Here is a 21,081-nt window from a genome sequence, read left to right as displayed (position 1 = left end):
CGTTAAAAAACCTTAGCTTAGCGCAAATTTTTCCTGCACCGCTTGCCAAATACGCTCGCTAACTTCTTCGGCGCTGCCTGACGCATCAATACGCTGGATACGCTCCGGCTGCTCGCTGGCAAGGACACTAAAACCTTGATGTACTCGAGTAAAAAACTGCGTCGCTTGCTGCTCAAAACGGTCAGCAGCGCTGCGTTTATTGGCGCGCGCCATGCCTTCTAATACTGGCAAATCTAGCCACAAGGTCAGCTCTGGTAATTGTTTGACAAATTGCTCGATAAGCATAGCAATTTTAGCACGTACAGTACTATCGCCATGGGCACGTCCAAAACCTTGATAGGCAACGGTCGAATCGGTAAAGCGGTCACATATTACCCACGTACCGCATTGCAGTGCAGGTAAAATCACTTGCTGTAGATGGTCGCAGCGCGCCGCAAACATGAGTAGCAGCTCAGTATCATCATTAATTTTGGTATCCGGGTCTAATAAAACAGCACGCAGCTGCTCAGCAAACGGGCTACCGCCCGGCTCACGGGTACGCAGATAGTCAATGCCTTTTGCTTGTAGCTGGTTGCAAAGCTGCTCAATAGCGGTGGTCTTGCCAACGCCTTCGGTCCCTTCAAAGCTGATAAAGCGCCCTTGATTGGACGCTGTATTAGTAGACGCTGGATTAATCGAAAGCTTAGGCGAATTTATTTGCGCTGATTTTTCTTGCACTGATTTATCTGGTAGGGATACTGACATGATATGACCTTATGTCATTGATGAACGTTATGCAGTTAGATAGATAGTTATATAAATAGCTATATAAAGACATAACGCTCAGTACACGATAGGTTTTTAGAAAAGATAAAGGATTAAATTACGGCGGTGGTTTTTGTGCTTTTTTCTGACGCATGACGCTGAGATATTCTTTGACCGCTTGGTTATGCTCATTTAAGCTATTGGTAAATTTGTGGCCGCCATTACCGGTCGCCACAAAATATAACGCTTCGCTATCGGCAGGATGCAAGGTTGCTTCAATCGAGGCCGCAGATGGCAGCGCGATTGGCGTTGGCGGCAAACCATCGATTTGATAGGTGTTATAAGCCGTCTTTTCATCGATGTCTTGACGGCGAATATTGCCTTCATAACGGCTGCCCATCCCATAAATAATGGTCGGATCGGTTTGCAAGCGCATATTTTTATTCAAACGATTGCTAAATACCGCCGAGACCAAAGGACGCTCTTCTGCCACGCTGGTTTCTTTTTCGATAATCGACGCCATTACCAGCGCTTCATATGGACTGTCATAAGGCAGATCAGGGTCGCGATTTTCCCACGCTTTGGTCAATGCTTGCTGCTGACGCTTATACAAATCGGTCAATACCTGCTTATCGGTGCTGCCTTCGCCATAATAATACGTATCAGGCGCAAACCAGCCTTCAAGATTGTGATTGACGATAGCATCATTACTATTGACCACCGAATCTGGCAAAATGCCAACCAAATCTAGTGCCTGCGCGATGCTGGCATTCGTGCTATCCGCCGTCAGTACTTCTTTTTTGATGCCTTTATTATCTCGTAGCGCCTGATATAAATCTTTTGAGGTTTTGCCTTCGATAATCTGTACCTTGACCATCGCCGCTTTTACCCCTTGCCCCAATACTTCTAAGGCTTCAGCAAAGGTAGGGTTTTCTGGTAATTGATAAATACCGGCATGCAATGGGCCATCGATTTGCGTTTTCATATAAAGCTTGGCAATCGTGGCAGAAAACAGCGGTATTTGCTGCTGCCACTGCGGCAATAGCCCATAATACGTCTGACCCGACTCAATCGTCACCATCTGCTGCGGCTGCTCAATACGGCCAAACAGCGTCTGATAGACCATCACCAAAAAAAACGCTGCAATCAGTCCAAGTACCAATAATACCTGATAACCACGCTGCATAAAAAACGATGGATTATCAGCTTTATAGTGGCGCGGTTTAGTGCCACCGCTAATGAGTGAGATATCCGTCGCCGGTACTTCCTCTGCGCTAACGTCGTCAATGATAGGTTTTTTGTCCAGCGCCGTCGTCTCGACAGGCTGCTCCGGCGCGTCGTCATGGTCATTTTTTGGCGACTCATCAGGGCGTTTAGGTGGTATTTCAGGTGTTTGCTTGCTCATGGCAACTCGCGAGGCAGAAGTTTGCTAGAATTTAGCACTGAACTGGGCGATTTTCAATGGTATTTGCTTAGCTTATCGATTAACTTGGTGGTTAGAGTAAATTATATGGCTTAATACTCATATTGCTTATTTATCACTTTGAATTTTTCCTTTAATAAGAAAATCGGCTATGAACCTTAATTTCAATCAAAGTCTTGCCAAAAACTATACATCTGAATCGCAAAAAATTCGTGTGCTCAGTGAAGATTGGGTCGCAAAACAAAGTTATTGCCCCTGTTGCAATGCCGAACCCTTAGTTGAATTTGCCAATAACCAACCCGTCGCTGATTTTTATTGCGCACATTGTAGCGAGGAATATGAGCTAAAAAGTAAAAAGGCAAAACTGAGCCACCTTATTAATGATGGTGCTTATGCCACTATGATTGAGCGTATCAATAGCGAGGATAATCCCAGCTTTTTCTTTTTGACCTACTCGCCAGAATATAGGGTGAATAACTTTTTAATCATCCCCAAGCAATTCTTTAAACCGGACATGATTATTAAACGCAAGCCGTTATCCATCACTGCCAAACGTGCTGGTTGGGTCGGCTGCAATATTGATTTGCGTAAAGTGCCTGAATCAGGGAAAGTGTTTTTGGTAAAAGACCAGCAAGTCATACCACGCGACAATGTTACCGAGCAATTTCAAAAGACCTTATTTTTGCGTCAGCAATCACAGCAGACCCGTGGTTGGACGTTGGATGTTTGGCAGTGCATCGATAGCCTAGATACTAATTTCTCTCTCAATCAGGTTTATGCGTTTGCTGACTTATTCAAACTCAAACACCCTGAAAACAACCATATTAGAGATAAAATCCGTCAGCAATTACAAGTGTTACGCGATAAAGGCATTATTGAATTTACCGGTCGTGGTCACTATCGCAAATTATATTAAGCGCTTTTATTATACTTTAGCTTTTACACACTTAACAAAAGATGATCACTTATTTTTAAGCGCCTTTGTTAAGCTATCGGATATAAATCCTAAAGAAATTTTGATAAGTATGTGTTGAGAATAGTGATGATAAAAAGTGATAAGACAGTAGAGAAAACCTTTCAGATAGAGGTTGTCGAGATGCTAAGTAACATCATAGAAATTAGCGCAGAGAACGAGCAAGAAGCACTATTAAAAGCGCAAGAACTGTATCGCAATGAAGACGTTGTTTTATACCCTGATAACTTAATTGACACCAAATTTAATATTTTTAAATACGGTTAAATCGCTTCAAAACTCACCACTTCACCCGATAGTAACCTCAGACTACTCATGGGTATAATACCGCGTAGCGCATTGCAAAAGAATAGCTGGCTTAAATGGGGCAAATCCTCATCTTGTAACGACCTGATGATAACGGGATTTTCACTAGTCGATAATGTATCGATAATCACTTGCCGCATCACGCCAGCAACGCCCGATTGCGCCATCGATGGCGTATACCATTGACCTTGGGATAAATAATTGCTGTTGTTTTGAGAGTGTGGAGAATTGGACGATTTTGCGGCTGGCGCTTCTACTAATTGATAACACACATTACTCATCGTGCCCTCAACCCAGCGTCCGCTCATATCGCGTAGTAGACCTTCGGCGATGCTTGGCTTTATATTGTCTTGCCATGTCTTAGCTTTGATAGCGTTCAGCTCGCCACTTGCCAGTACATTATCCAGACGATTTAAGCTTTTTAGTCCAGCAAGCATTGGCGGCAAACAAGCAATTTGAGAGGATAAGCAAATGGCGCTCGCGGCAGGTTGTAGCGGGATAAATTGATTATTAGCGAGTGGCAGCGATTGTGCGGTAGTAATGGCCATTGGTGAGGATTTAAGCCAAATCTCACACGCACTGCCGCCAATATTTGGCGTATAGCCATAGCCACGGACTTCTTGCTCGGCGCGCGTGGCGATAAGTTTTAGCATACCTTGCTGTAATTGCTTGGCATGTGTTTTTAACATGGCTAATAGCAACTGGCTGTCCAACTGTAGATGCAAGGCTGTGGCATGCGAGGTAAGGCGCTGCTGATGATAGTCTAACCACAGTATCTGCCCATCGATGACGCCCATAGTGGTAAAAAAACCATCACCGTATGCCAGCCCGCGATTGTCTAACGACAACGTGGTTTGTGTAGCATTTGATGGTTGCAAACATATCCAGCTACTGGGCGACATTCAGGCCAGCCCCGCTTATTTATCAGCGGTTTGAGCAGCGGATTTATTAATCACCAGCATACAGCTATAAAACTCGCATTTTGCCAGCTCTACTTTTTGACCGCCGATGGTTTTATTTTTGGCGATTTGACCGCCGAGCATATCAGCGACCAGCTTGCCGCCTTCATCGCCCATTAATTGACGCGCCAGCTGATAAGCTTTTTTGGCATGGTTTTGACTGATTTCTTTTTCTTTATCAGAGTCGGTTGGATTGGCAAAATACCAGCCAAGCTCGAGGTATTTTTCAGAATCAATCAGGTCCAAATACGGCGCATCATCCTGCATAAAGCGATATTTGGACGCCGGATTACTGGCATAGTCCAAGCTATTTTCGTCGGTGCTGACCACCTTACCAAAGGCTGATTGTATCTTTTTAAGCTCATCGATACTTAAGGAGGTTACTTTGGCAGTGCCCCACGAGGCGATATCGTATTTTACTGGCGTCCCTTGCGCAGCTGTTGCACCATCAAGATCAGCGTTGGCATTGGGGTTTTCTGCCTTGGAGGTCTCAGCGGCGGTCTGCTCGCTATTATCAGCGCCTGCTTCTTTGGCCGCAGTATCACTCTCTGTATTGCTATTACAGGCGCTCAAAGACACGCCAACTGCCATTATCGTACTGACCATCAAGGTCTGTAGGCTTTTATTCCACATGGGCAATGTACTCACACTTTTAAAGGGATCCAAAAACGATATTAACGAGCGGGGTTTGCTGCCGCTGATAACGAAAAATGTCTGTTAAACTTTTATAGTTATATAATTTATTGGTTATAGGCTTTGGTAGCAGTCAAATTGTTAAATACTGCCTTTTAATCATCGTAAAATGCAAGGCCGACTAAAATCTTCATGCTTCCTAGTTTACCCAACTGCTTAACACTTGACTAGCTTTTACCTTACACTTACCGCTCCGGCAGAGTACAGATTTGTTAAAGACCTCACGAGATAAAGGCGTGATCTGTCTGGCCAATTATTCGCTCAGTTTTTGCCCTTTTATTGGCTTAGCATAATTGGCTTAGCTTAGTTGGTTTAGTATAGGTTTGTGAAAGTTAACGTTATCCCCTATGATAAGTAGCAATTATTAAATGACATTGCATAAGATAATTAAACGGCCACTTTTTTATTGATAACTTCTCACCTGTTGATTTTGCCTATATTTCACCCTTTACAAGCAGCGGACCCTTTATGACCCAGCATTTTATCGTTATAGGCAATCCGATTGCCCACAGCAAATCCCCTGAAATCCATACGCAGTTCGCTGTGCAGACAGGCTTAGAGATTAGCTATCAGCGCCAGTATTGCCCTGATGATGTAGCCAGCTTTACTGCGGTGATTGAGGCATTTTTTCAGGGCGGCGGCGTTGGTGCTAATGTGACTGTGCCCTTTAAGCAAGTAGCTTATCAGTGCTGCGCGGCGCGTGGCGGCTTGTCTGAACACGCTAAGGTTGCAGGCGCTGTCAATACTTTGTTCATCAATAAAACGTTGTTAAAAAATGGCACGCCGATAGCTGAGGCGATATATGGTGATAATACCGATGGGCAAGGTTTGGTCAATCATATAACAAGTTTAGATTGGCCGCTAAAGGGCGCGCGCGTGGCGATTATCGGCGCAGGCGGCGCGGCGCGCGGGGTGATATTGCCATTGATTGAAGTGGGTATCAGTAAGCTCACCCTTGCCAATCGTACATTAAATAAAGCGATAAATTTGGTTACTGAGCTAAGCGCTGCAAGTGAGACAATTGCTCAGCAGCAGATTAAAGCCTGTAGCACTGAAACGCTAAGCGGTGAGTTTGATATCATTATCAATGCTACCTCGATTGGGCTAACGGGCGATACGCTGCCGCTTAGCGACCAGCTAGACGGCCATTATGCTTACGATATGATGTATGGACGCGCGCTGCCATTTTTACAGCACTTTGCCAAGCACGGGGCAGAAACATCAGACGGTTACGGCATGCTTATCGGGCAGGCAGCGTTAAGTTTTGAGCGTTGGACAGGACATAAGGTCGATGTTGCGCAAATCATCGACAGTTTATAAGTACATTGAATGAATACCTTAAACCGCGACTAAAAAAGCCGTATTAATGTGAGCATACGGCTTTTTATTTGCTAATAAAGTTAACCAAAACGTGCCAACAGCCAATTCTCCATCCGGCGCAGCGGCACGCGTAAATTGGTCGAATGCATCACCACCCCACCGCTTAGCCCCACCACACAACCAATCATGGTATCAAACAAACGCGCTAAAATGACCTCTTGATAAGCTTGCTCAGTAAATGGCAACCCACTACCGTATTCGGCGATGAATATCGTCAGCGGTGTGATAAATATCACCGCCAAGCCATAATGGCGGTCGACCAAGGTTTCGATACACAGCATTAAGCCTAATATCGCCAGCGCCACGCCCCATATCGGCAAACCCCACGCTAGCATCCATCCCGCCAGCCCAACGCCAACCATGGTGCCAAGCAAACGATGGATTTGCTTAATCCACATGGTACGCAAATGAATACCTTGGATAATCAAAAAACAGCTGACCGCTGCCCAATAGGGATTTGATAAATTTAAGCTCAGCGCGATGACTAAAGATAGACTGACAAAACCGGCGACAATCAGACTTTCGGTGATGGTATCGGGCTCATAGCTATAGGTCGGCGTCGGTGTCGTTGGGCGCGTCGCCAATAAAAACAACGAATACAGCAGCGCCATCACCAAAGCAAAACCACTACCGAGCATCACCAAGCCCGTGGCTGGCATGACATCTTCTAAAGGCAGGGGGATAAATAGCGCAATCGCCCCCGCCATCATCACAAACAAACCTGCGGGCGGCGGCTGGCGATAATAGCGCCCAAAAATTACAATACCAAACGCCATCAAGGTAAATATCGGCAATTTTAAGGGCGGGATTTGCTGCGCTATCAGACCAAGGGCAAAACACAGCGACATCGCAAACCCCCATGCCATCACTGTCACCAAACGAAACGGCAGCTTACCTGCTAACGGGGTATTTAAAATAACCATCGCCCCTAGTGACGCTTTAATACCAGACGGCAGAGCATCAAAATACGCCCCAACAAACACCGGAAAACTAATGGTAATTGCAGCGATAATCGGCATGTGCCACGGTCGTTTGCTACGGTTGACGGTTAATAAATGGTTAAGCTCACCATCGATAAGTTTTTTTAACCGCGCAACTACTGCCATTAGCCAAAATACGGGCGTCGTTTTGTGCTGTGTTTGGTATGCTAAATTGCGCTTTGGTGCGCTCATAAATTGTGTTCCTTTATTCTGTTTGGGCACGTAACTCATACACTTAGCGGTTGTTTTGCGTCTATCCCGCTGTCTATACTGAAACTTACGGTGCAACCTGTACTAAAACTATGGTTGTTTATAAAACTGGCCTTATTGATGCCTATTTATAAATAAACACCCTATTTTTATTTATAACTTAAATTTTTATATTTTTTATTTTATTATGAATATTAGTTATCGGTTGTATATTTGTGGCTATAGAAGATTTATACTGACCTCAATGCTACGACAGCTGTTTTTTATCAAGGATGCCTTAACGGTTATCAAAATGGACAAGCTGTTCTTAATAAACCTAGATGACAACCTGTGATATTGTCTGCCTTTATCCCAAATAATTAAACACCCGTTTACATGAACCATGGCTCAATTAATGAGCCGACAGTCTATGCTAACGAACTATCCTAGCCAAATAATCAAAGAGAGCGACTATGTTAACTTACAAAGCACCTTTGCGTGATATCAAGTTTTTGATAAATGATGTTTTTGACTATCAAACGCATTATAAAGATTTGGACAATGGCGAAAACGCTGATCCTGAAACGGTCGATATGATTTTGCAGGGCATGGCTGATTTTGCTGAAAATGTCCTTGCGCCTATTTATCAGCCAGCTGATGAAGAAGGCTGTCATTTTGAAAATGGTGTGGTCACTACGCCTAAAGGTTTTAAAGAAGCTTATGACCAATTCGTCGAAGGCGGTTGGCAAGGTATTTCGTACCCTGAAGAGTACGGCGGTATGAACTTACCCATGTCAATCAACCTTATCAAAGCTGAGATGATTGGTACGGCGAACTGGCCTTGGGCGATGTATCCTGGTCTATCAACCGGTTGTATCAATACCTTACTACAGTACGGTACCGACGAGCAAAAAGCGATCTACTTACCTAAATTGGTCGAAGGTACGTGGTCGGGTACCATGTGTTTGACTGAGCCGCAGTGTGGTACTGATTTGGGTCAGGTTAAATCAAAAGCCATCCCGCAAGATGACGGTACTTATAAAATCAGCGGTACCAAGATTTTTATCTCAAGTGGCGAGCATGACTTAACCGATAATATCGTCCATATCGTTTTGGCCCGTCTACCAAATGCGCCAGAAGGCACACGCGGTATCTCACTATTTATCGTACCAAAATTCTTGCCAAATGCTGAAGGCGAATCTGGCGAGCGTAACGGCGTGGTTTGTGGTTCTATCGAGCATAAAATGGGCATCAGCTCATCGTCAACGTGTGTTTTAAACTTTGATGACGCAGTTGGTTACCTTATCGGTGAGCCAAATAAAGGCTTAAAAGCGATGTTCACCTTTATGAACACTGCCCGTATCGGTACCGGTATTCAAGGTTTGGCACACACTGAGCTGTCTTTCCAAAATGCTCTACCATACGCTAAAGACCGTCGCTCTATGCGTACTCTATCAGGAACTAAAGACCCTGAAAAAGTGGCTGATGCGATCATTCATCATGCCGACGTACGCCGTATGCTATTGACCCAAAAAGCCTTTGCTGAAGGCGGTCGCTCAATGATTTATCACTCAGCGCGCTATGCCGATAAAATGTCACAAGGCGTTGCTAACGGTGATGACGCCGAGTTTGAAAAATGGGATGACAAATTGGGCTTTTATACTCCTATCCTAAAGGGCTTTTTAACTGAGCTTGGTATTGAAGCGGCCAAACACGGTCAGCAAATCTACGGTGGTCACGGCTATATCAAAGAATGGGGCATGGAGCTTATCGCTCGTGATGCTCGTATTGCGACGATGTACGAAGGTACCACTGGCGTACAGGCGCTTGACTTACTCGGTCGTAAAGTTATCTTGCAATCTAAAGGTAAAATCATCCGTGATTACACCTCAAGCATCATGAAATGGTGCGGCGAGTATGCGCTTGATAAAGACATGCGTAAATTCGTTTGGGCGCTGACCAAACTATGTGCTGAGTGGAACACCTTGACCGTACGCTTGATGCTGATGGCGCGTAAAGACCGTGAAATCATCTCTGCGGCATCAGATGACTTTTTGATGTACTCAGGCTATGTGATGATGGGTTATCACTGGGCGCGCATGGCGGCGGTCGCTTATGACAAGCTTGAAAAAGGCGGCACTGAGTCACCAGAATTCTACAAAGCTAAGATTCAAACGGCTGAGTTTTACTTTGATAAAATCTTACCGCGCACCTCAGGCCATGCTGAAAGTATGGTTGCTCCAAGCGAGAGCATGACGGCAATGGCAATCGATAACTTTGCTTTCCTAGACTAAGATTGCTTCACAATTGAGCAAATAATTAACAAGAAAAGCGCCTATTCATTAGGCGCTTTTTTATGTTTAATATAAAGTCAGAGAAGATACTAGAACCATAGTCATCAAGTAATAGACATGCAAATAATAGACAGCTGATAAAATATATTTTAATAAGGAAGCAATGATGTTGTCGATTAATAACAGAACCGCTTTATCAAGTACACGAGCGCTAAAAACGCTATTATTGAGTGCCGCATTAATCAGCGTTGGTGCCAGTAGCGCGCTGGCTAAAACTAGCGATACCCCCATTCATTTTGCCAAAGGCGCTATTAGTAGCGTGGTTACGGGTAAATTAAAACCTAACGAAGAGGAGCGCTGGTACCGCTTTAATGCCGCCGCTGCGCAATACGCCGTTATTAATATTGCGCCACTTACTGGTACGTCTGAGACTGCTAATGTCGGCGTCCTGCACATGCCAAATGGTATATATGATGGCACCAAAGGCGGGATTATTTATCAAGGCTGCCTACCCGCAACTGGCGAATATCGCTTACGTATCGCCCGCAATTTGATGGCGACTCATGGTAAAACCGCTGGTTATAAGGCTGAGGTGATGGTACTGCCTAAGTTTGCCAGTAAGTCCTTATGTGCAGATAAATAGCTGGTCTGTCATTTTTATAAATCACTTTTATAAACAATTGAGCCTAGCGTTTAGCTCAGCATTTCTTTATGATAAATCGCGCTGATTTCCTCTACTTCGACACAGATTTGAATGTCGGCGCGTCCTGATTGCTGCACATTCAAGCGCTCTTCTATAACAGTCGTCAATAATTCAGCGAGTTGATGTCGAATGACCTCGTCACGGCCGCTCATAATTTTTAGATGGGCATAAACAAAGCCGTTGCGCTGCTCGTCATCTTCCATGCCAACCAAAAACGTCTCAATCGGTACAATACGGGCTTTTATATCAGCAGGTTTACCAAAGTGGCCACTGTCCCATAGCACTTGATTTAATGCTTTTAGAAATGATTCTTCATGAGTAATCGTGACGTTTGGCGTCACTTGAATGGTTAAATGCGGCATGGGTAACATCCTTATTTAAAAATAGCGAATCTGCTAATAAGCAGCGCAAACACTATTGAGAGCAAATAACAAAAGCGCAGAATAAACGGCTTGTAAAATTTTCCTTAAATACTAATCATCGATGATATCTATAAAGCGCGCGTCAAGCGTGGTCGCTAATTGCTCAGGTGGCAACTCAATCTCTAGACCTCGGCGACCGCCACTCACATAGATAGTTGCCTGCTGTTGCGCGGCGACATGGATAAGCGTCGGTAGGCGCTTTTTTTGTCCCAATGGGCTGACGCCGCCAAGCACATAACCCGTCGACCGTTCGACCAATTTAGGCTCAGCCATTTGTACTTTTTTACAAGCCAGCATTTTAGTGCTCGATAAAGCTTTCGCCACTTTTTTAAAATTTAGCGTTTGATCGACCGGCAAAATCGCCACGGCCAGCGCGCCTGCGTCGGTTGTTACCACCAAGGTTTTAAACACACACTCGGCAGTAATGCCCAGTTTCTCTACTGCTTCTAGCCCGAAAGAGACGGCGGCGCTGTCGTGAGTATATTCATGCAACTTATAATCAAGGTTGCGCTGTTTGGCAAGTTTGATAGCAGGGGTCATAATGTTCTGGCTTAGAATAATGAAGTGAAAAGATAAAATTCTACATAGATTTGAATGTAAATATTTTGATTTAATGCCATACAGTATTGCGCGAAATCGCAGATTTTTCTACCTCTGACTTTAAATAATTTCGCCTTTTAACGGTTGGCTCGTCAAATATTCTTTGGCATTAAACCAGCATTCTATGCCGTTATGAATCTAATATTGGCAGTATATACAGACACTATATATCGCTTTGATGGCTTTTATGGCATCATAAGCTCACCACATTTGACTAATTTTGATACTGATTATGATACCGAAGTTCTTAAAAAAACGGATTTTTAAAGCCCCAGTCGCAACTGACCATACAGCCTTGACTCCAGAGTTAGAGACTGAGATGCTGCCGGTTGCCTCAACTCTTTATACCAATGCGCCGATTAACCAGCTTTATCGCAAACTATCTGGTCAGCTGCTTGATGTGGCTGTGAAGCCAAAACTTTTGGGCGAGTTGCCAGAATTTGACGATGACGACAATATCCTCAGATTTTATGTATTGCAAGATTATTCGCGCTCCAACAGTATTTTGATTGACCTACAGACGCAAGAGCATAATCTGCCGCCCGCCTTGGTTGGGGTACAAGATATTACTCATGATGTTAAAGAAAATGCCGCCATTATCTTTTTACATCACCCACATGCCAAAGACAGCCAGTTATCACCTCGCCTATCGCGTCTGGTTGCCGCGGTCTTACAACATCCAGAATTACAAGTGCGCTTGGTACCAGTGTCAATCCTATGGGGACGCGCGCCAGAAAAAGAAGACTCGCTATTTAAACTGTTGACCGCTGATAACTGGGAAGATCCTAGCATCACCAAGCAGTTATTTAATATCGGGGTGATGGGGCGTGATACCTTTGTCCAGTTCCATCCGCCACAAGATTTGCGCACCCTTATTCATGACAGCCTAAAAAGTGATGGCGATAGCAGCCCTAATGACACCAGCGGCACTGCACTAAGCGATACCGTACCAAGTGACGCCGCACCAAGCTATGCAATGGTGTCATCAGCCGATGGCAATCGTGAGCTGGTGCGCTCATTACAACAGCAGCTCAATATTTATCTGGATAAACAGCGCGCCAGCATGCTCGGCCCCGACTTGTCAGACAGACGTAATTTGGTCGACAAATTGGTTTATTCGCCTGCTATCAAACATGCAATAGAAGCAGAAGCGGCGGCGTCAGGCACCAGTGTGCGGGAAGCGCGGATGTTAGCCAAGGGCTACGCCAATGAAATGGTCAATGATTACTCACACTCTATTGTGCGCGGTTTTTATAAGTTCCTGACGTGGTTGTGGACGCAGCTTTATGATGGCGTAGAAGTGCATCACTTTGAGCGGGTACGTGAGCTGGCCGCTGATTATGAGCTTATTTATGTGCCTTGTCACCGCAGCCACGTCGACTACTTGCTGCTGTCCTACGTCATTTACATGCGCGGATTAAGCATCCCTTATGTTGCCGCAGGTGATAACTTGGATGTACCGGTATTGGGGCCGTTATTACGCGGCGCGGTTGCCTTTTACATTCGTCGTAGCTTCCGTGGCAACGCGCTATATACTGCGGTACTGCGTGAATATATGCACACGCTGATTACCCGTAATACCCCGATTGAGTACTTTATCGAAGGCGGACGCTCGCGTTCGGGGCGACTGCTGCCACCAAAGATGGGTATGCTAGCGATGACGGTACATAGCCAATTACGCCGGACCAATAAACCTGTGGTGTTTATACCGACCTATATCGGTTACGAGCGTATCATGGAAGGCGGCACCTATGTGGGCGAACTAAAAGGCAAGCCAAAAGAGTCAGAATCACTAATCGGTCTCCTTAAAGTTGGGCGCAAGATTGAGCGTATCTTTGGTAATGTACATTTAAGCTTTGGTACGCCGCTGCATCTTAGCGACTTCATGCAAAAATTCGATGTGCCAGCCAACAGCTTACCTGCCGATCGTACCGACACGCCACTCGATGATAAAACCAGCGCCATGGTGGATAATATCGGCGTCAAAGTCATGCAGCATATCAATAAGGCAGCGGTCATCACTCCAGTGTCGTTATTGTCATTGGTATTATTATCGGCACCAAAGGCGGCGCTTGATGAAGATATTTGCCGTGAGCAAATCGCCCTTTATCAAGGTCTGGCTCAGCACTTGCCTTACTCTGATGATACGATTATCACCGATATGACGCCGCAGCAAATCATCGATTATGGTATTAAGCTAAAACTTATCGAACGCATACCGCATATCTTGGGTGATATTATCCAGGTTGCTGGCAAACAGGCGGCGCTACTAAGCTATTTCCGTAATAATATCCTGCATGTCTTTATTTTATTGTCTTTCTTATCCGCTCTGGTCGCGCGTAACGGTCGCATTGAGCGCAGCCGTCTCAATAGTATCGCCGAGCAGTTATATCCCTTTTTACAAAGTGAGCTGTTCCTCTATTATTCCGCCCATGGTCTTCAAGAGACGCTGAATAAAAAAGTCGATAGCCTGCTTGCAAGTGGCCTGATTGTAGAATTGAGTGATGGTATGCTAAGCGTCCCTGAGACCAATAGTAAATGCTATCAGCAGCTACAAGTGCTTGCGACCCCAGTCGAACAAAGCCTTGAGCGTTACTTTATGACCCTTGCCCTACTTGCGCAGCAAGGCTCGGGCAATCTAACCGAAAACGAAGTTGTTGACCTCTGTCATTTGCTTGGACAGCGTTTGTCAGTCCTCTATGCTGACGACATTCCAGATTTCTTTGACCGTGCGCTATTTACCAGCTTTATCGGTGCTTTGATTCGTCTTGATTATCTGCAAAAAGATGAAGAAACTGGCATCTTAACTTTCGATCAGCGCATCGATAATATTGCCCACCATGCAAAATATGTCCTTAGTCCTGATATGATGCAAATCTTGCAGCAAGTGGCGAGCCTCAATGAAGAAGAAATTGCCCACGCCATTACTGAAATTAGCAATAAAAAGCAGCGTAAGTTTGGCCGTAAGCGTTCATAAAGCAACGTAAAAGCTGAACGTAAAAAAAGACCTCTAATAGATTAGAGGTCTTTTTTTATATCTAAATTATTGTCTAAAAATACTTATGACAAACAAAGTTTTTAGCAAAGATTCTAGGTAGAAATCTTTTTATACTTCATACGCTTCGGACTGGCGTCATCACCCATGGTCTTTTTGCGATAGGTTTCAAACTCAGAATAGTTACCATCGAACCAAACTGGGCCTTCATCTTCGAATGCCAAAATATGAGTCGCGATACGGTCAAGGAACCAGCGATCATGCGACACCACCATCACTGTACCCGGGAATACTTGAATAGCATCCTCTAGCGCACGTAAGGTTTCGATATCCAAATCGTTTGATGGTTCATCAAGGAGCAAGACGTTAGCGCCCTGTTTTAGTGTCTTAGCAAGTTGTAAACGGTTACGCTCACCACCTGATAATTGACCGACATGCTTTTGTTGGTCTGAACCTTTAAAATTAAAGCGACCAATATAAGCGCGGCTTGGGGTTTCATAGTCGCCTACTTTGATGATATCGAGGCCGTCAGAGACTTCTTCCCAAACAGTCTTTTTGTCATCTAAGTTATCACGTACCTGTCCGACGTAAGCGACTTTGACACTTTCACCCAAATCGACTGAGCCGGTATCTGGCGTATCACGCTCGGTAATCATGTTAAATAGCGTGGTTTTACCCGCACCGTTTGGACCGATAATACCGACGATAGCGCCCGCTGGCACATTAAAGCTGAGGTTTTCATACAGCAGACGATCGCCAAACGATTTAGAGATATCGTTGACTTCGATGACTTTATTACCCAAACGAGGACCCGGTGGAATATAAATCTCAGAGGTCTCATTACGCTGCTGGAACTCTTTTGAGTTCAATTCCTCAAAACGCTGCACGCGTGATTTAGACTTGGCTTGCTGACCTTTTTGGTTTTTACGAATCCACTCAAGCTCTTTTTTCAGCGCTTTAGCAAACGATTCTTCTTGTTTATTTTGCTGCTCTAGACGGACGTTCTTTTGCTCGAGCCACTCCGTATAGTTGCCTTCGTACGGATAGCCATGGCCACGGTCAAGCTCCAAAATCCACTGAGCGACGTTATCCAAGAAATAACGGTCATGGGTAATGGCGACGATGGTACCGCTGTAGTTCTGCAAGAATTGCTCAAGCCAAGCAACCGATTCGGCATCCAAATGGTTGGTCGGTTCGTCAAGTAACAGCATATCAGGGCGTGATAACAGCAGACGGCAAAGTGCCACACGGCGTTTTTCACCACCTGATAATTTACTAACGTCCGCATCCCATGGCGGTAGACGCAAAGCATCAGCGGCTTTTTCTAGTTGGGTATTTAAATTATGCGCATCCCATGCTTGGATGATGTCTTCCATCTTGCCTTGTTCTTCGGCAAGCTTATCAAAGTCGGCATCAGGTTCAGCATATTCGGCATAAATGGCGTCAAGACGTGACAGCGCATCTAAAGCTTCACGCATACCATCTTCGACGTTGCCGCGGACGTCTTTGCTATCATCAAGCTGTGGTTCTTGCGGTAGGTAGCCAATTTTGGTACCCGTTTGCGCGCGCGCTTCACCGCTAAAATCTTTATCCACGCCCGCCATAATGCGTAGCAAAGTTGATTTACCCGCACCGTTGATGCCTAGCACACCAATCTTGGCGCCAGGGAAAAATGAAAGGTTGATATTCTTTAAAATTTCACGCTTAGGCGGAACAAGTTTTGACACGTTGTTCATCGTGTAGATATATTGAGCCATTAACACTCCGATAGACTGCATAGACGAGACGTGCAAACCAGACTTAGCAATCATGCCAAATGGACTGCGCCTCAAAAATCAGGGTTATAAATTGTTTACCATTATCGCATTGTGGCGCAACCCCTGCAAGCTAACGGACTGTTTTACCTGTCTTTATATGCCTTTTAACTTTTTTTGCAGGCTTTTTACGCTTAGCTGTCTGTTTTAGTAGCTTTCTCTGCCAATACCTTTATGCGAAATCACGCCTTACAAAGTCATGTCGTGACGTTTGAATTAAAGTAAGGCTATTAACATTCGCCCTATCTAGCCTTACGGTAAATGACTAGAAAATTCATTTAAAAAAGCTCACAATACCTAGGATAAGATATTAAAAAGTGAATAGATAATGATCACTTAATTAATAATTAGCTAATTAAAAGCTAGAAATAATTATAAATATTGATAATGGAGAATTTCTATGAGTAATAACGACAAACAGAATCTAGATATCGTTCACAATGAGCAAGCCAAACGTTTTGAAACGTCAATCGACGGTCATACTGGTTATATCAGCTATCAAGAGCGCGGCGATCAACTGGTATACGACCATACCATCGTGCCACAAGAATTGGGTGGTCGCGGTGTTGGGTCTGCACTGGTTAAGCATGCTTTAAACTACGCGCAGGATAAGAACAAAAAAGTGGTACCACAGTGCTCGTTTGTCGCCTCATATATTGATAAACACCCTGAATATAAAGGGTTGCTTTAAGCTTAACAAAACAAGCCAATGATAGATAAAGCTTTATAGTAGTAACTATATAGTAGTAATTATGCTATAAAAGCCTTATCTTGGTTTAAGCGCTAAAACGTACGACTACCCTCCTATTTATCTGACGATAATTATTATATTTTTGCTTGCAATGATGTAATAAAGACAATCAGAATTAGGTGGGTTTTTTGTCCTATGTGCTTTTTATCATGACATTGGGCAAGACAAGATATGTAAAGTGAAATAAAAACCCGCAAACCGCTAACCCTCCCTAATAATAATAAAGGATATCACCATGAGTAGTTTATCTAACCAACAAATCGACTTACAATTGGAAGACTTGGCTGGCTGGCGGCGCGACGGCAATAGTATCGTCAAAAGCTATCATTTCAGCGATTTTATTGAAGCGATGAGCTTTATGAATCAAGCCGCTTTTTATGCCGAAGCGCTCGAACATCACCCTGAATGGAGTAATACTTATAACGTTGTTGATGTCCGCTTGACCACGCACGATACGGGTGGCATCACAAGCCTAGATATTCGCCTTGCAAAACGTATGGAACATATTATCCAGCCTAAAACTTTCTAGAACCGTATAAGACGTTTGGTACTAAAAGTAATCAAAATAGTCAAATTTTAGCCATAAAAAAAGTCCTCAATCGAGGACTTTTTCTTATTACCAATATGGAAAATTACGACCTAAACAGTCACTGTTCTCTATTACATACGGCGACTAACAAATGCGACAATGAATAGAATCACAGCAATAGCTAGTAGGATATAAGCAAAGTTTGCCGATAGACCAGCGACACCGCCAAAGCCTAGGAAACTTGCAATCAACGCGATTACCGCAAAAATAATGGCCCAACGAAACATAATATTCTCCTCAAATTGTGGTTAGAAACTAGATATACAGCTAGCAATTTTGGTTATTAATAAACTATTTATCAATCAACCGTTTTACCACTGCACTCTTTTCTTCCTGAAAATCTTCTTTTTGTTTTGATACAACTTATTACTGCGTACAAATATAGATTAGCAATGATTTCTTCTAAAAGACGTTCATTTTGGTAATATTGTCGATAGGTTATGTAAGCTTTGTAGCAAATCTTACCATTTTTAAGTTTTTACTTGGCTTTCCAAGACTTATGTGTAGAGATAGTGAATAGTTACTTAAATTCGCTCATTTTTATGACAAAATCTGCTATAAACCTAAATCGGCTACTTTCTGCAGATTACATATCTAATGTCAGTTGCATAATGAATAAAAACAGCGATTTAGCAATTTCACAATAATCGCTATTTAATAAGGAAAATAACTATGAATACGGAAAACTCAAACGAAACAGCGGCATCAAAACAAGCATCAACCAATCAAGAGCCTGCAAACCCTAGTGAGAAGCGTCCTTACGCGGTAGTTTTGTACGGTGCGACCAGTTTTGTAGGTCAGATTACGGCGCATTATTTAACAGAATTTTTATCGAATGCTAAAGATAAAAATGGCGAGAATGTCACGTGGGCGATAGCCGGTCGTGATGAAGAAAAGCTCAATGAGCTACAGTCTAAGCTTGCTAGTAAAGTCGATATTATCATTGCTGATAGTAACGATGCTGCTAGCCTCGATAAGATGACCAAACAAGCCCAAGTTATTATCTCAACCGTTGGCCCTTACCTAAAATACGGTGAGCCATTGATTAAATCTTGCGCTAATAATGGTACCGATTATGTCGATCTGACTGGCGAAGCGATATTCATCAAAGATATGATGGATAAATATCAGGACGCCGCCAAGCAAAGCGGCGCGCGTATCGTCAACTCATGCGGCTTTGACTCTATTCCGTCGGATTTGGGCGTTTACTTTACTCAGCAGCAAGCACAAGAAAAATTCGGTCGCGCTTGTGATGTGATTCATATGCGCGTCAAAGCGGCAAAAGGTGGTTTATCTGGCGGCACGATTGCGTCGATGGCGACGATTTTTGAAGAAGTTGGTCAAGACAAATCACGCCGTAAGCAAGTGGCAAACCCTTATCTGCTCAACGACGACAAAGATGCACCAAACGTGCGCCAAGATAATGTCAGCAAGCCAGAATACGATGACAAGCACAAACGCTGGCTGGCACCATTTGTCATGGCCAGCATCAATACTCGCATTGTGCATCGCAGTAACCAGCTGCTTGGCTATGAATATGGTCGCGACTTTAAGTATGACGAAGCGATGTGGATGAAAGACGGCGTAAAAGGTAAATTATCAAGCTACGCGATGAGCGCAGGCTTAATGGGTTTTGCCACCGCCATGATGATTAAACCAAGTCGCGAGCTGTTATCTAAACATGTGCTGCCTAAATCTGGCTCAGGTCCTTCTAAAGAAGAACAAGAAAACGGCTACTTTGATATTCGCTTGTTTGGTGAAACTGCCAACAACGATACCATCAATACCAAAGTGACTGGCGATAAAGACCCTGGTTACGGCAGCACCTCGCGTATGTTGGCGCAGGCAGCTTTATGTCTCGCGCAAGTTATCAGTAAAGACGACGTCGGCGGTGGTTTTTGGACGCCTGCTTCGGCGATGGGTGATCGCTTAATTGAACGTTTAGAGGAACATTCTGGTCTCAGCTTTGAAGTAGTAAAAGATTAATAGTAACTATAGTTAAGATTAAAACAAGATTTAGCTAATTGAGTATGACTTTAACTAAGCCAGTAACGACCGCTTCTTGGTAGCAAGAGGCGGTTTTTTATTACTTATATTCTTTACCTCGTTACTCTTCAAGTTTTAGACAAATGTTAATAAACGATAAAAGCGTATTTCTTTGGTAAACGATGTTGCCCCTTTGCCCTTTTTCAATACATTAAGCTACACATTTCCAGACTAATGTCACAGCCATATTGCTACAACTCACGTAGGATTAAACAGGTTATGGCACGGACTTTGTAGACCAAGCCTAAGTTCAATGAGCCCAAAGAGACATATTAACAATAACTACATTAATAACAACTAAGAGGGAATGACTATGAAATTAAATGTATTAACAGCCGCAGTTTTGACATCCGGTGTCACCATGTTTGCGAGTACCGCCAACGCTGGTATGACGACTGATAACCATGGTAACGTTGGTTACGACAGCTACGATGAATGTGTCATGGCGGTCAAAGATGGTTCGGCAAAATTTTATACGCCTTATACTTACCAAAAACCAAAGATGCAGGCAGGCGAAGCATCGATTAAAAAAATGCGTTTGTCTGAGGTCATGATTCCTCAAACCGTGTTCAATAGTAATAATTTACAAGCCAGTGATTATTCAGCCGGTGCTTGTGATTTGGGCGTTGGACAGTCAAACGGCCGCTATGGTGTCTCAGGTCCTTTAGTGGGTAAATACGTGCCTATTGCTGCTGATATGCCCGTCAACGTCTATATGGACAAAGCCGGTAATCCGGTACGACTCAGCATGCAGCAGTGCGATAACCACTTTGGCGCTAAATTTCCTACCCCTGTTGTAGGCGATGCTAAAGAAACTGAAGCGCCAGCGCCAGAACCTCAAGTTGCCATCACTGAAGAGCGCAGTATGGAGCCAGTCGTTGTCGAAACTACCCGCGTTATCCGCCCTGCTAAGTATCGTGTAAAAGAAGTCATCATTGCGCCAGAAGACCAAATTAAACGGGTGAATACCGCAAACGGTACAGCAATTGCGGTAGAAGATGGAGCTAATCGTGCCGTCATCGTTGGTGAAGAAGCAGATAGCAGCGTCCTTGAAGATACCGAAATCAGCCAAACCTTTCCTGTGATTCGCGTGCCGGACAATAATACCCAGCAACGCGTGGTCGATCCAAGAACCGGTAAATATGTGATCGTTGAATAGAATGTTGATAATTGAGTATTAACCATACGGTCTTTAAAATTAGAAAGGAAAGCAAAATGTC

The 21,081-nt window shown here is 44.0% G+C and carries 19 protein-coding genes; 10 read left to right on the top strand and 9 right to left on the bottom strand.

The features are described from left to right. Positions 1–12: 12 nt before the first annotated feature. Positions 13–744 carry a dTMP kinase gene (tmk, locus tag CXF58_RS13240; RefSeq protein WP_102077791.1) on the bottom strand — a complete coding sequence of 244 codons (732 nt, stop codon included), beginning with the start codon at positions 742–744 and terminating at the stop codon, positions 13–15. A 118-nt stretch (positions 745–862) separates the two neighbouring features. Continuing rightward, the gene (gene mltG, locus CXF58_RS13235) at positions 863–2,149 is read right to left on the bottom strand and encodes an endolytic transglycosylase MltG (RefSeq protein ID WP_102077790.1); all 1,287 of its coding nucleotides are present in this window, start codon (positions 2,147–2,149) and stop codon (positions 863–865) included. A 169-nt stretch (positions 2,150–2,318) separates the two neighbouring features. On the opposite strand from mltG, the gene CXF58_RS13230 reads away from it, so the two are divergent. Together CXF58_RS13230 and CXF58_RS13225 are read left to right on the top strand one after the other, a co-directional pair. Continuing rightward, positions 2,319–3,083, top strand: coding sequence for a DpnI domain-containing protein (locus CXF58_RS13230; RefSeq protein WP_102077789.1), 765 nt, complete (start codon positions 2,319–2,321; stop codon positions 3,081–3,083). A 126-nt stretch (positions 3,084–3,209) separates the two neighbouring features. Next, the gene (locus CXF58_RS13225; RefSeq protein WP_102077788.1) at positions 3,210–3,407 is read left to right on the top strand and encodes a DpnD/PcfM family protein; all 198 of its coding nucleotides are present in this window, start codon (positions 3,210–3,212) and stop codon (positions 3,405–3,407) included. Here the strand turns inward: CXF58_RS13225 and CXF58_RS13220 are convergent. Both CXF58_RS13220 and CXF58_RS13215 read right to left on the bottom strand, forming a co-directional pair. Next, on the bottom strand, positions 3,404–4,348 hold the full coding sequence (locus CXF58_RS13220) for an aminotransferase class IV (protein ID WP_102077787.1): 945 nt from the start codon (positions 4,346–4,348) through the stop codon (positions 3,404–3,406). The two genes, CXF58_RS13225 and CXF58_RS13220, sit on opposite strands and share 4 nt — an antisense overlap. Before the next feature lie 15 nt (positions 4,349–4,363). After that, on the bottom strand, positions 4,364–5,053 hold the full coding sequence (locus CXF58_RS13215) for a hypothetical protein (protein ID WP_323807200.1): 690 nt from the start codon (positions 5,051–5,053) through the stop codon (positions 4,364–4,366). A gap of 513 nt (positions 5,054–5,566) precedes the next feature. Between CXF58_RS13215 and aroE the strand changes: the two genes are divergently transcribed. Continuing rightward, positions 5,567–6,418 (top strand): shikimate dehydrogenase, encoded by an 852-nt coding sequence (gene aroE / locus CXF58_RS13210; RefSeq protein WP_102077785.1) that lies wholly within the window; start codon positions 5,567–5,569, stop codon positions 6,416–6,418. An 80-nt stretch (positions 6,419–6,498) separates the two neighbouring features. Here aroE and CXF58_RS13205 read toward each other — a convergent pair whose 3' ends face one another. Beyond that, a complete protein-coding gene (locus tag CXF58_RS13205) occupies positions 6,499–7,650 on the bottom strand; it encodes an FUSC family protein (RefSeq protein WP_102077784.1) in 1,152 nt (383 codons plus the stop codon). Positions 7,651–8,120: 470 nt separating this feature from the next. Here CXF58_RS13205 and CXF58_RS13200 point away from each other — a divergent pair, with 470 nt between their 5' ends. After that, complete coding sequence (locus CXF58_RS13200) at positions 8,121–9,941, top strand: acyl-CoA dehydrogenase C-terminal domain-containing protein (protein WP_102077783.1); 1,821 nt, start codon at positions 8,121–8,123, stop codon at positions 9,939–9,941. 163 nt (positions 9,942–10,104) lie between these two features. Continuing rightward, positions 10,105–10,584 (top strand): hypothetical protein, encoded by a 480-nt coding sequence (locus tag CXF58_RS13195; protein ID WP_228706612.1) that lies wholly within the window; start codon positions 10,105–10,107, stop codon positions 10,582–10,584. A gap of 50 nt (positions 10,585–10,634) precedes the next feature. Here CXF58_RS13195 and CXF58_RS13190 read toward each other — a convergent pair whose 3' ends face one another. Both CXF58_RS13190 and ybaK read right to left on the bottom strand, forming a co-directional pair. Continuing rightward, positions 10,635–11,006, bottom strand: coding sequence for a 5-carboxymethyl-2-hydroxymuconate Delta-isomerase (locus CXF58_RS13190; RefSeq protein ID WP_102077781.1), 372 nt, complete (start codon positions 11,004–11,006; stop codon positions 10,635–10,637). A 111-nt stretch (positions 11,007–11,117) separates the two neighbouring features. Then, positions 11,118–11,606, bottom strand: coding sequence for a Cys-tRNA(Pro) deacylase (gene ybaK, locus CXF58_RS13185; RefSeq protein ID WP_102077780.1), 489 nt, complete (start codon positions 11,604–11,606; stop codon positions 11,118–11,120). Positions 11,607–11,898: 292 nt separating this feature from the next. On the opposite strand from ybaK, the gene plsB reads away from it, so the two are divergent. After that, a complete protein-coding gene (gene plsB / locus CXF58_RS13180; RefSeq protein ID WP_102077779.1) occupies positions 11,899–14,643 on the top strand; it encodes a glycerol-3-phosphate 1-O-acyltransferase PlsB in 2,745 nt (914 codons plus the stop codon). 113 nt (positions 14,644–14,756) lie between these two features. On the opposite strand, the gene ettA is transcribed toward plsB, so the two are convergent. Next, complete coding sequence (gene ettA / locus CXF58_RS13175; RefSeq protein ID WP_102077801.1) at positions 14,757–16,418, bottom strand: energy-dependent translational throttle protein EttA; 1,662 nt, start codon at positions 16,416–16,418, stop codon at positions 14,757–14,759. 457 nt (positions 16,419–16,875) lie between these two features. Between ettA and CXF58_RS13170 the strand changes: the two genes are divergently transcribed. Both CXF58_RS13170 and CXF58_RS13165 read left to right on the top strand, forming a co-directional pair. Then, entirely contained in the window at positions 16,876–17,166 is a 291-nt protein-coding gene (locus CXF58_RS13170; protein ID WP_102077778.1) for a GNAT family N-acetyltransferase, read from the top strand. 295 nt (positions 17,167–17,461) lie between these two features. Further along, positions 17,462–17,755 (top strand): 4a-hydroxytetrahydrobiopterin dehydratase, encoded by a 294-nt coding sequence (locus tag CXF58_RS13165; RefSeq protein WP_068407727.1) that lies wholly within the window; start codon positions 17,462–17,464, stop codon positions 17,753–17,755. Between the two features lie 131 nt (positions 17,756–17,886). Here CXF58_RS13165 and CXF58_RS13160 read toward each other — a convergent pair whose 3' ends face one another. Then, positions 17,887–18,042: a DUF1328 domain-containing protein gene (locus CXF58_RS13160; protein WP_068407724.1), complete on the bottom strand. Its 156-nt coding sequence runs from the start codon at positions 18,040–18,042 to the stop codon at positions 17,887–17,889. A gap of 445 nt (positions 18,043–18,487) precedes the next feature. Here CXF58_RS13160 and CXF58_RS13155 point away from each other — a divergent pair, with 445 nt between their 5' ends. After that, entirely contained in the window at positions 18,488–19,801 is a 1,314-nt protein-coding gene (locus tag CXF58_RS13155) for a saccharopine dehydrogenase family protein (RefSeq protein WP_102077777.1), read from the top strand. Between the two features lie 373 nt (positions 19,802–20,174). Beyond that, positions 20,175–21,020 (top strand): hypothetical protein, encoded by an 846-nt coding sequence (locus CXF58_RS13150; protein ID WP_102077776.1) that lies wholly within the window; start codon positions 20,175–20,177, stop codon positions 21,018–21,020. The last annotated feature ends 61 nt before the right edge of the window (positions 21,021–21,081 follow it).

It is taken from the genome of Psychrobacter sp. Sarcosine-02u-2, assembly GCF_002836335.1.
In the GTDB taxonomy this organism is placed as follows: domain Bacteria; phylum Pseudomonadota; class Gammaproteobacteria; order Pseudomonadales; family Moraxellaceae; genus Psychrobacter; species Psychrobacter faecalis.
Note: the sequence above shows the minus strand (reverse complement) of the source record. Positions and strands in the feature narration are given on the sequence as shown.

Coding starts and splice junctions, on each gene's coding strand:
- tmk (WP_102077791.1), bottom strand. CDS start 744: ATGTCAGTATCCCTACCAGATAAATCAGTGCAAGAAAAATCAGCGCAA.
- mltG (WP_102077790.1), bottom strand. CDS start 2,149: ATGAGCAAGCAAACACCTGAAATACCACCTAAACGCCCTGATGAGTCG.
- CXF58_RS13230 (WP_102077789.1), top strand. CDS start 2,319: ATGAACCTTAATTTCAATCAAAGTCTTGCCAAAAACTATACATCTGAA.
- CXF58_RS13225 (WP_102077788.1), top strand. CDS start 3,210: ATGATAAAAAGTGATAAGACAGTAGAGAAAACCTTTCAGATAGAGGTT.
- CXF58_RS13220 (WP_102077787.1), bottom strand. CDS start 4,348: ATGTCGCCCAGTAGCTGGATATGTTTGCAACCATCAAATGCTACACAA.
- aroE (WP_102077785.1), top strand. CDS start 5,567: ATGACCCAGCATTTTATCGTTATAGGCAATCCGATTGCCCACAGCAAA.
- CXF58_RS13205 (WP_102077784.1), bottom strand. CDS start 7,650: ATGAGCGCACCAAAGCGCAATTTAGCATACCAAACACAGCACAAAACG.
- CXF58_RS13200 (WP_102077783.1), top strand. CDS start 8,121: ATGTTAACTTACAAAGCACCTTTGCGTGATATCAAGTTTTTGATAAAT.
- CXF58_RS13195 (WP_228706612.1), top strand. CDS start 10,105: ATGATGTTGTCGATTAATAACAGAACCGCTTTATCAAGTACACGAGCG.
- CXF58_RS13190 (WP_102077781.1), bottom strand. CDS start 11,006: ATGCCGCATTTAACCATTCAAGTGACGCCAAACGTCACGATTACTCAT.
- ybaK (WP_102077780.1), bottom strand. CDS start 11,606: ATGACCCCTGCTATCAAACTTGCCAAACAGCGCAACCTTGATTATAAG.
- plsB (WP_102077779.1), top strand. CDS start 11,899: ATGATACCGAAGTTCTTAAAAAAACGGATTTTTAAAGCCCCAGTCGCA.
- ettA (WP_102077801.1), bottom strand. CDS start 16,418: ATGGCTCAATATATCTACACGATGAACAACGTGTCAAAACTTGTTCCG.
- CXF58_RS13170 (WP_102077778.1), top strand. CDS start 16,876: ATGAGTAATAACGACAAACAGAATCTAGATATCGTTCACAATGAGCAA.
- CXF58_RS13165 (WP_068407727.1), top strand. CDS start 17,462: ATGAGTAGTTTATCTAACCAACAAATCGACTTACAATTGGAAGACTTG.
- CXF58_RS13160 (WP_068407724.1), bottom strand. CDS start 18,042: ATGTTTCGTTGGGCCATTATTTTTGCGGTAATCGCGTTGATTGCAAGT.
- CXF58_RS13155 (WP_102077777.1), top strand. CDS start 18,488: ATGAATACGGAAAACTCAAACGAAACAGCGGCATCAAAACAAGCATCA.
- CXF58_RS13150 (WP_102077776.1), top strand. CDS start 20,175: ATGAAATTAAATGTATTAACAGCCGCAGTTTTGACATCCGGTGTCACC.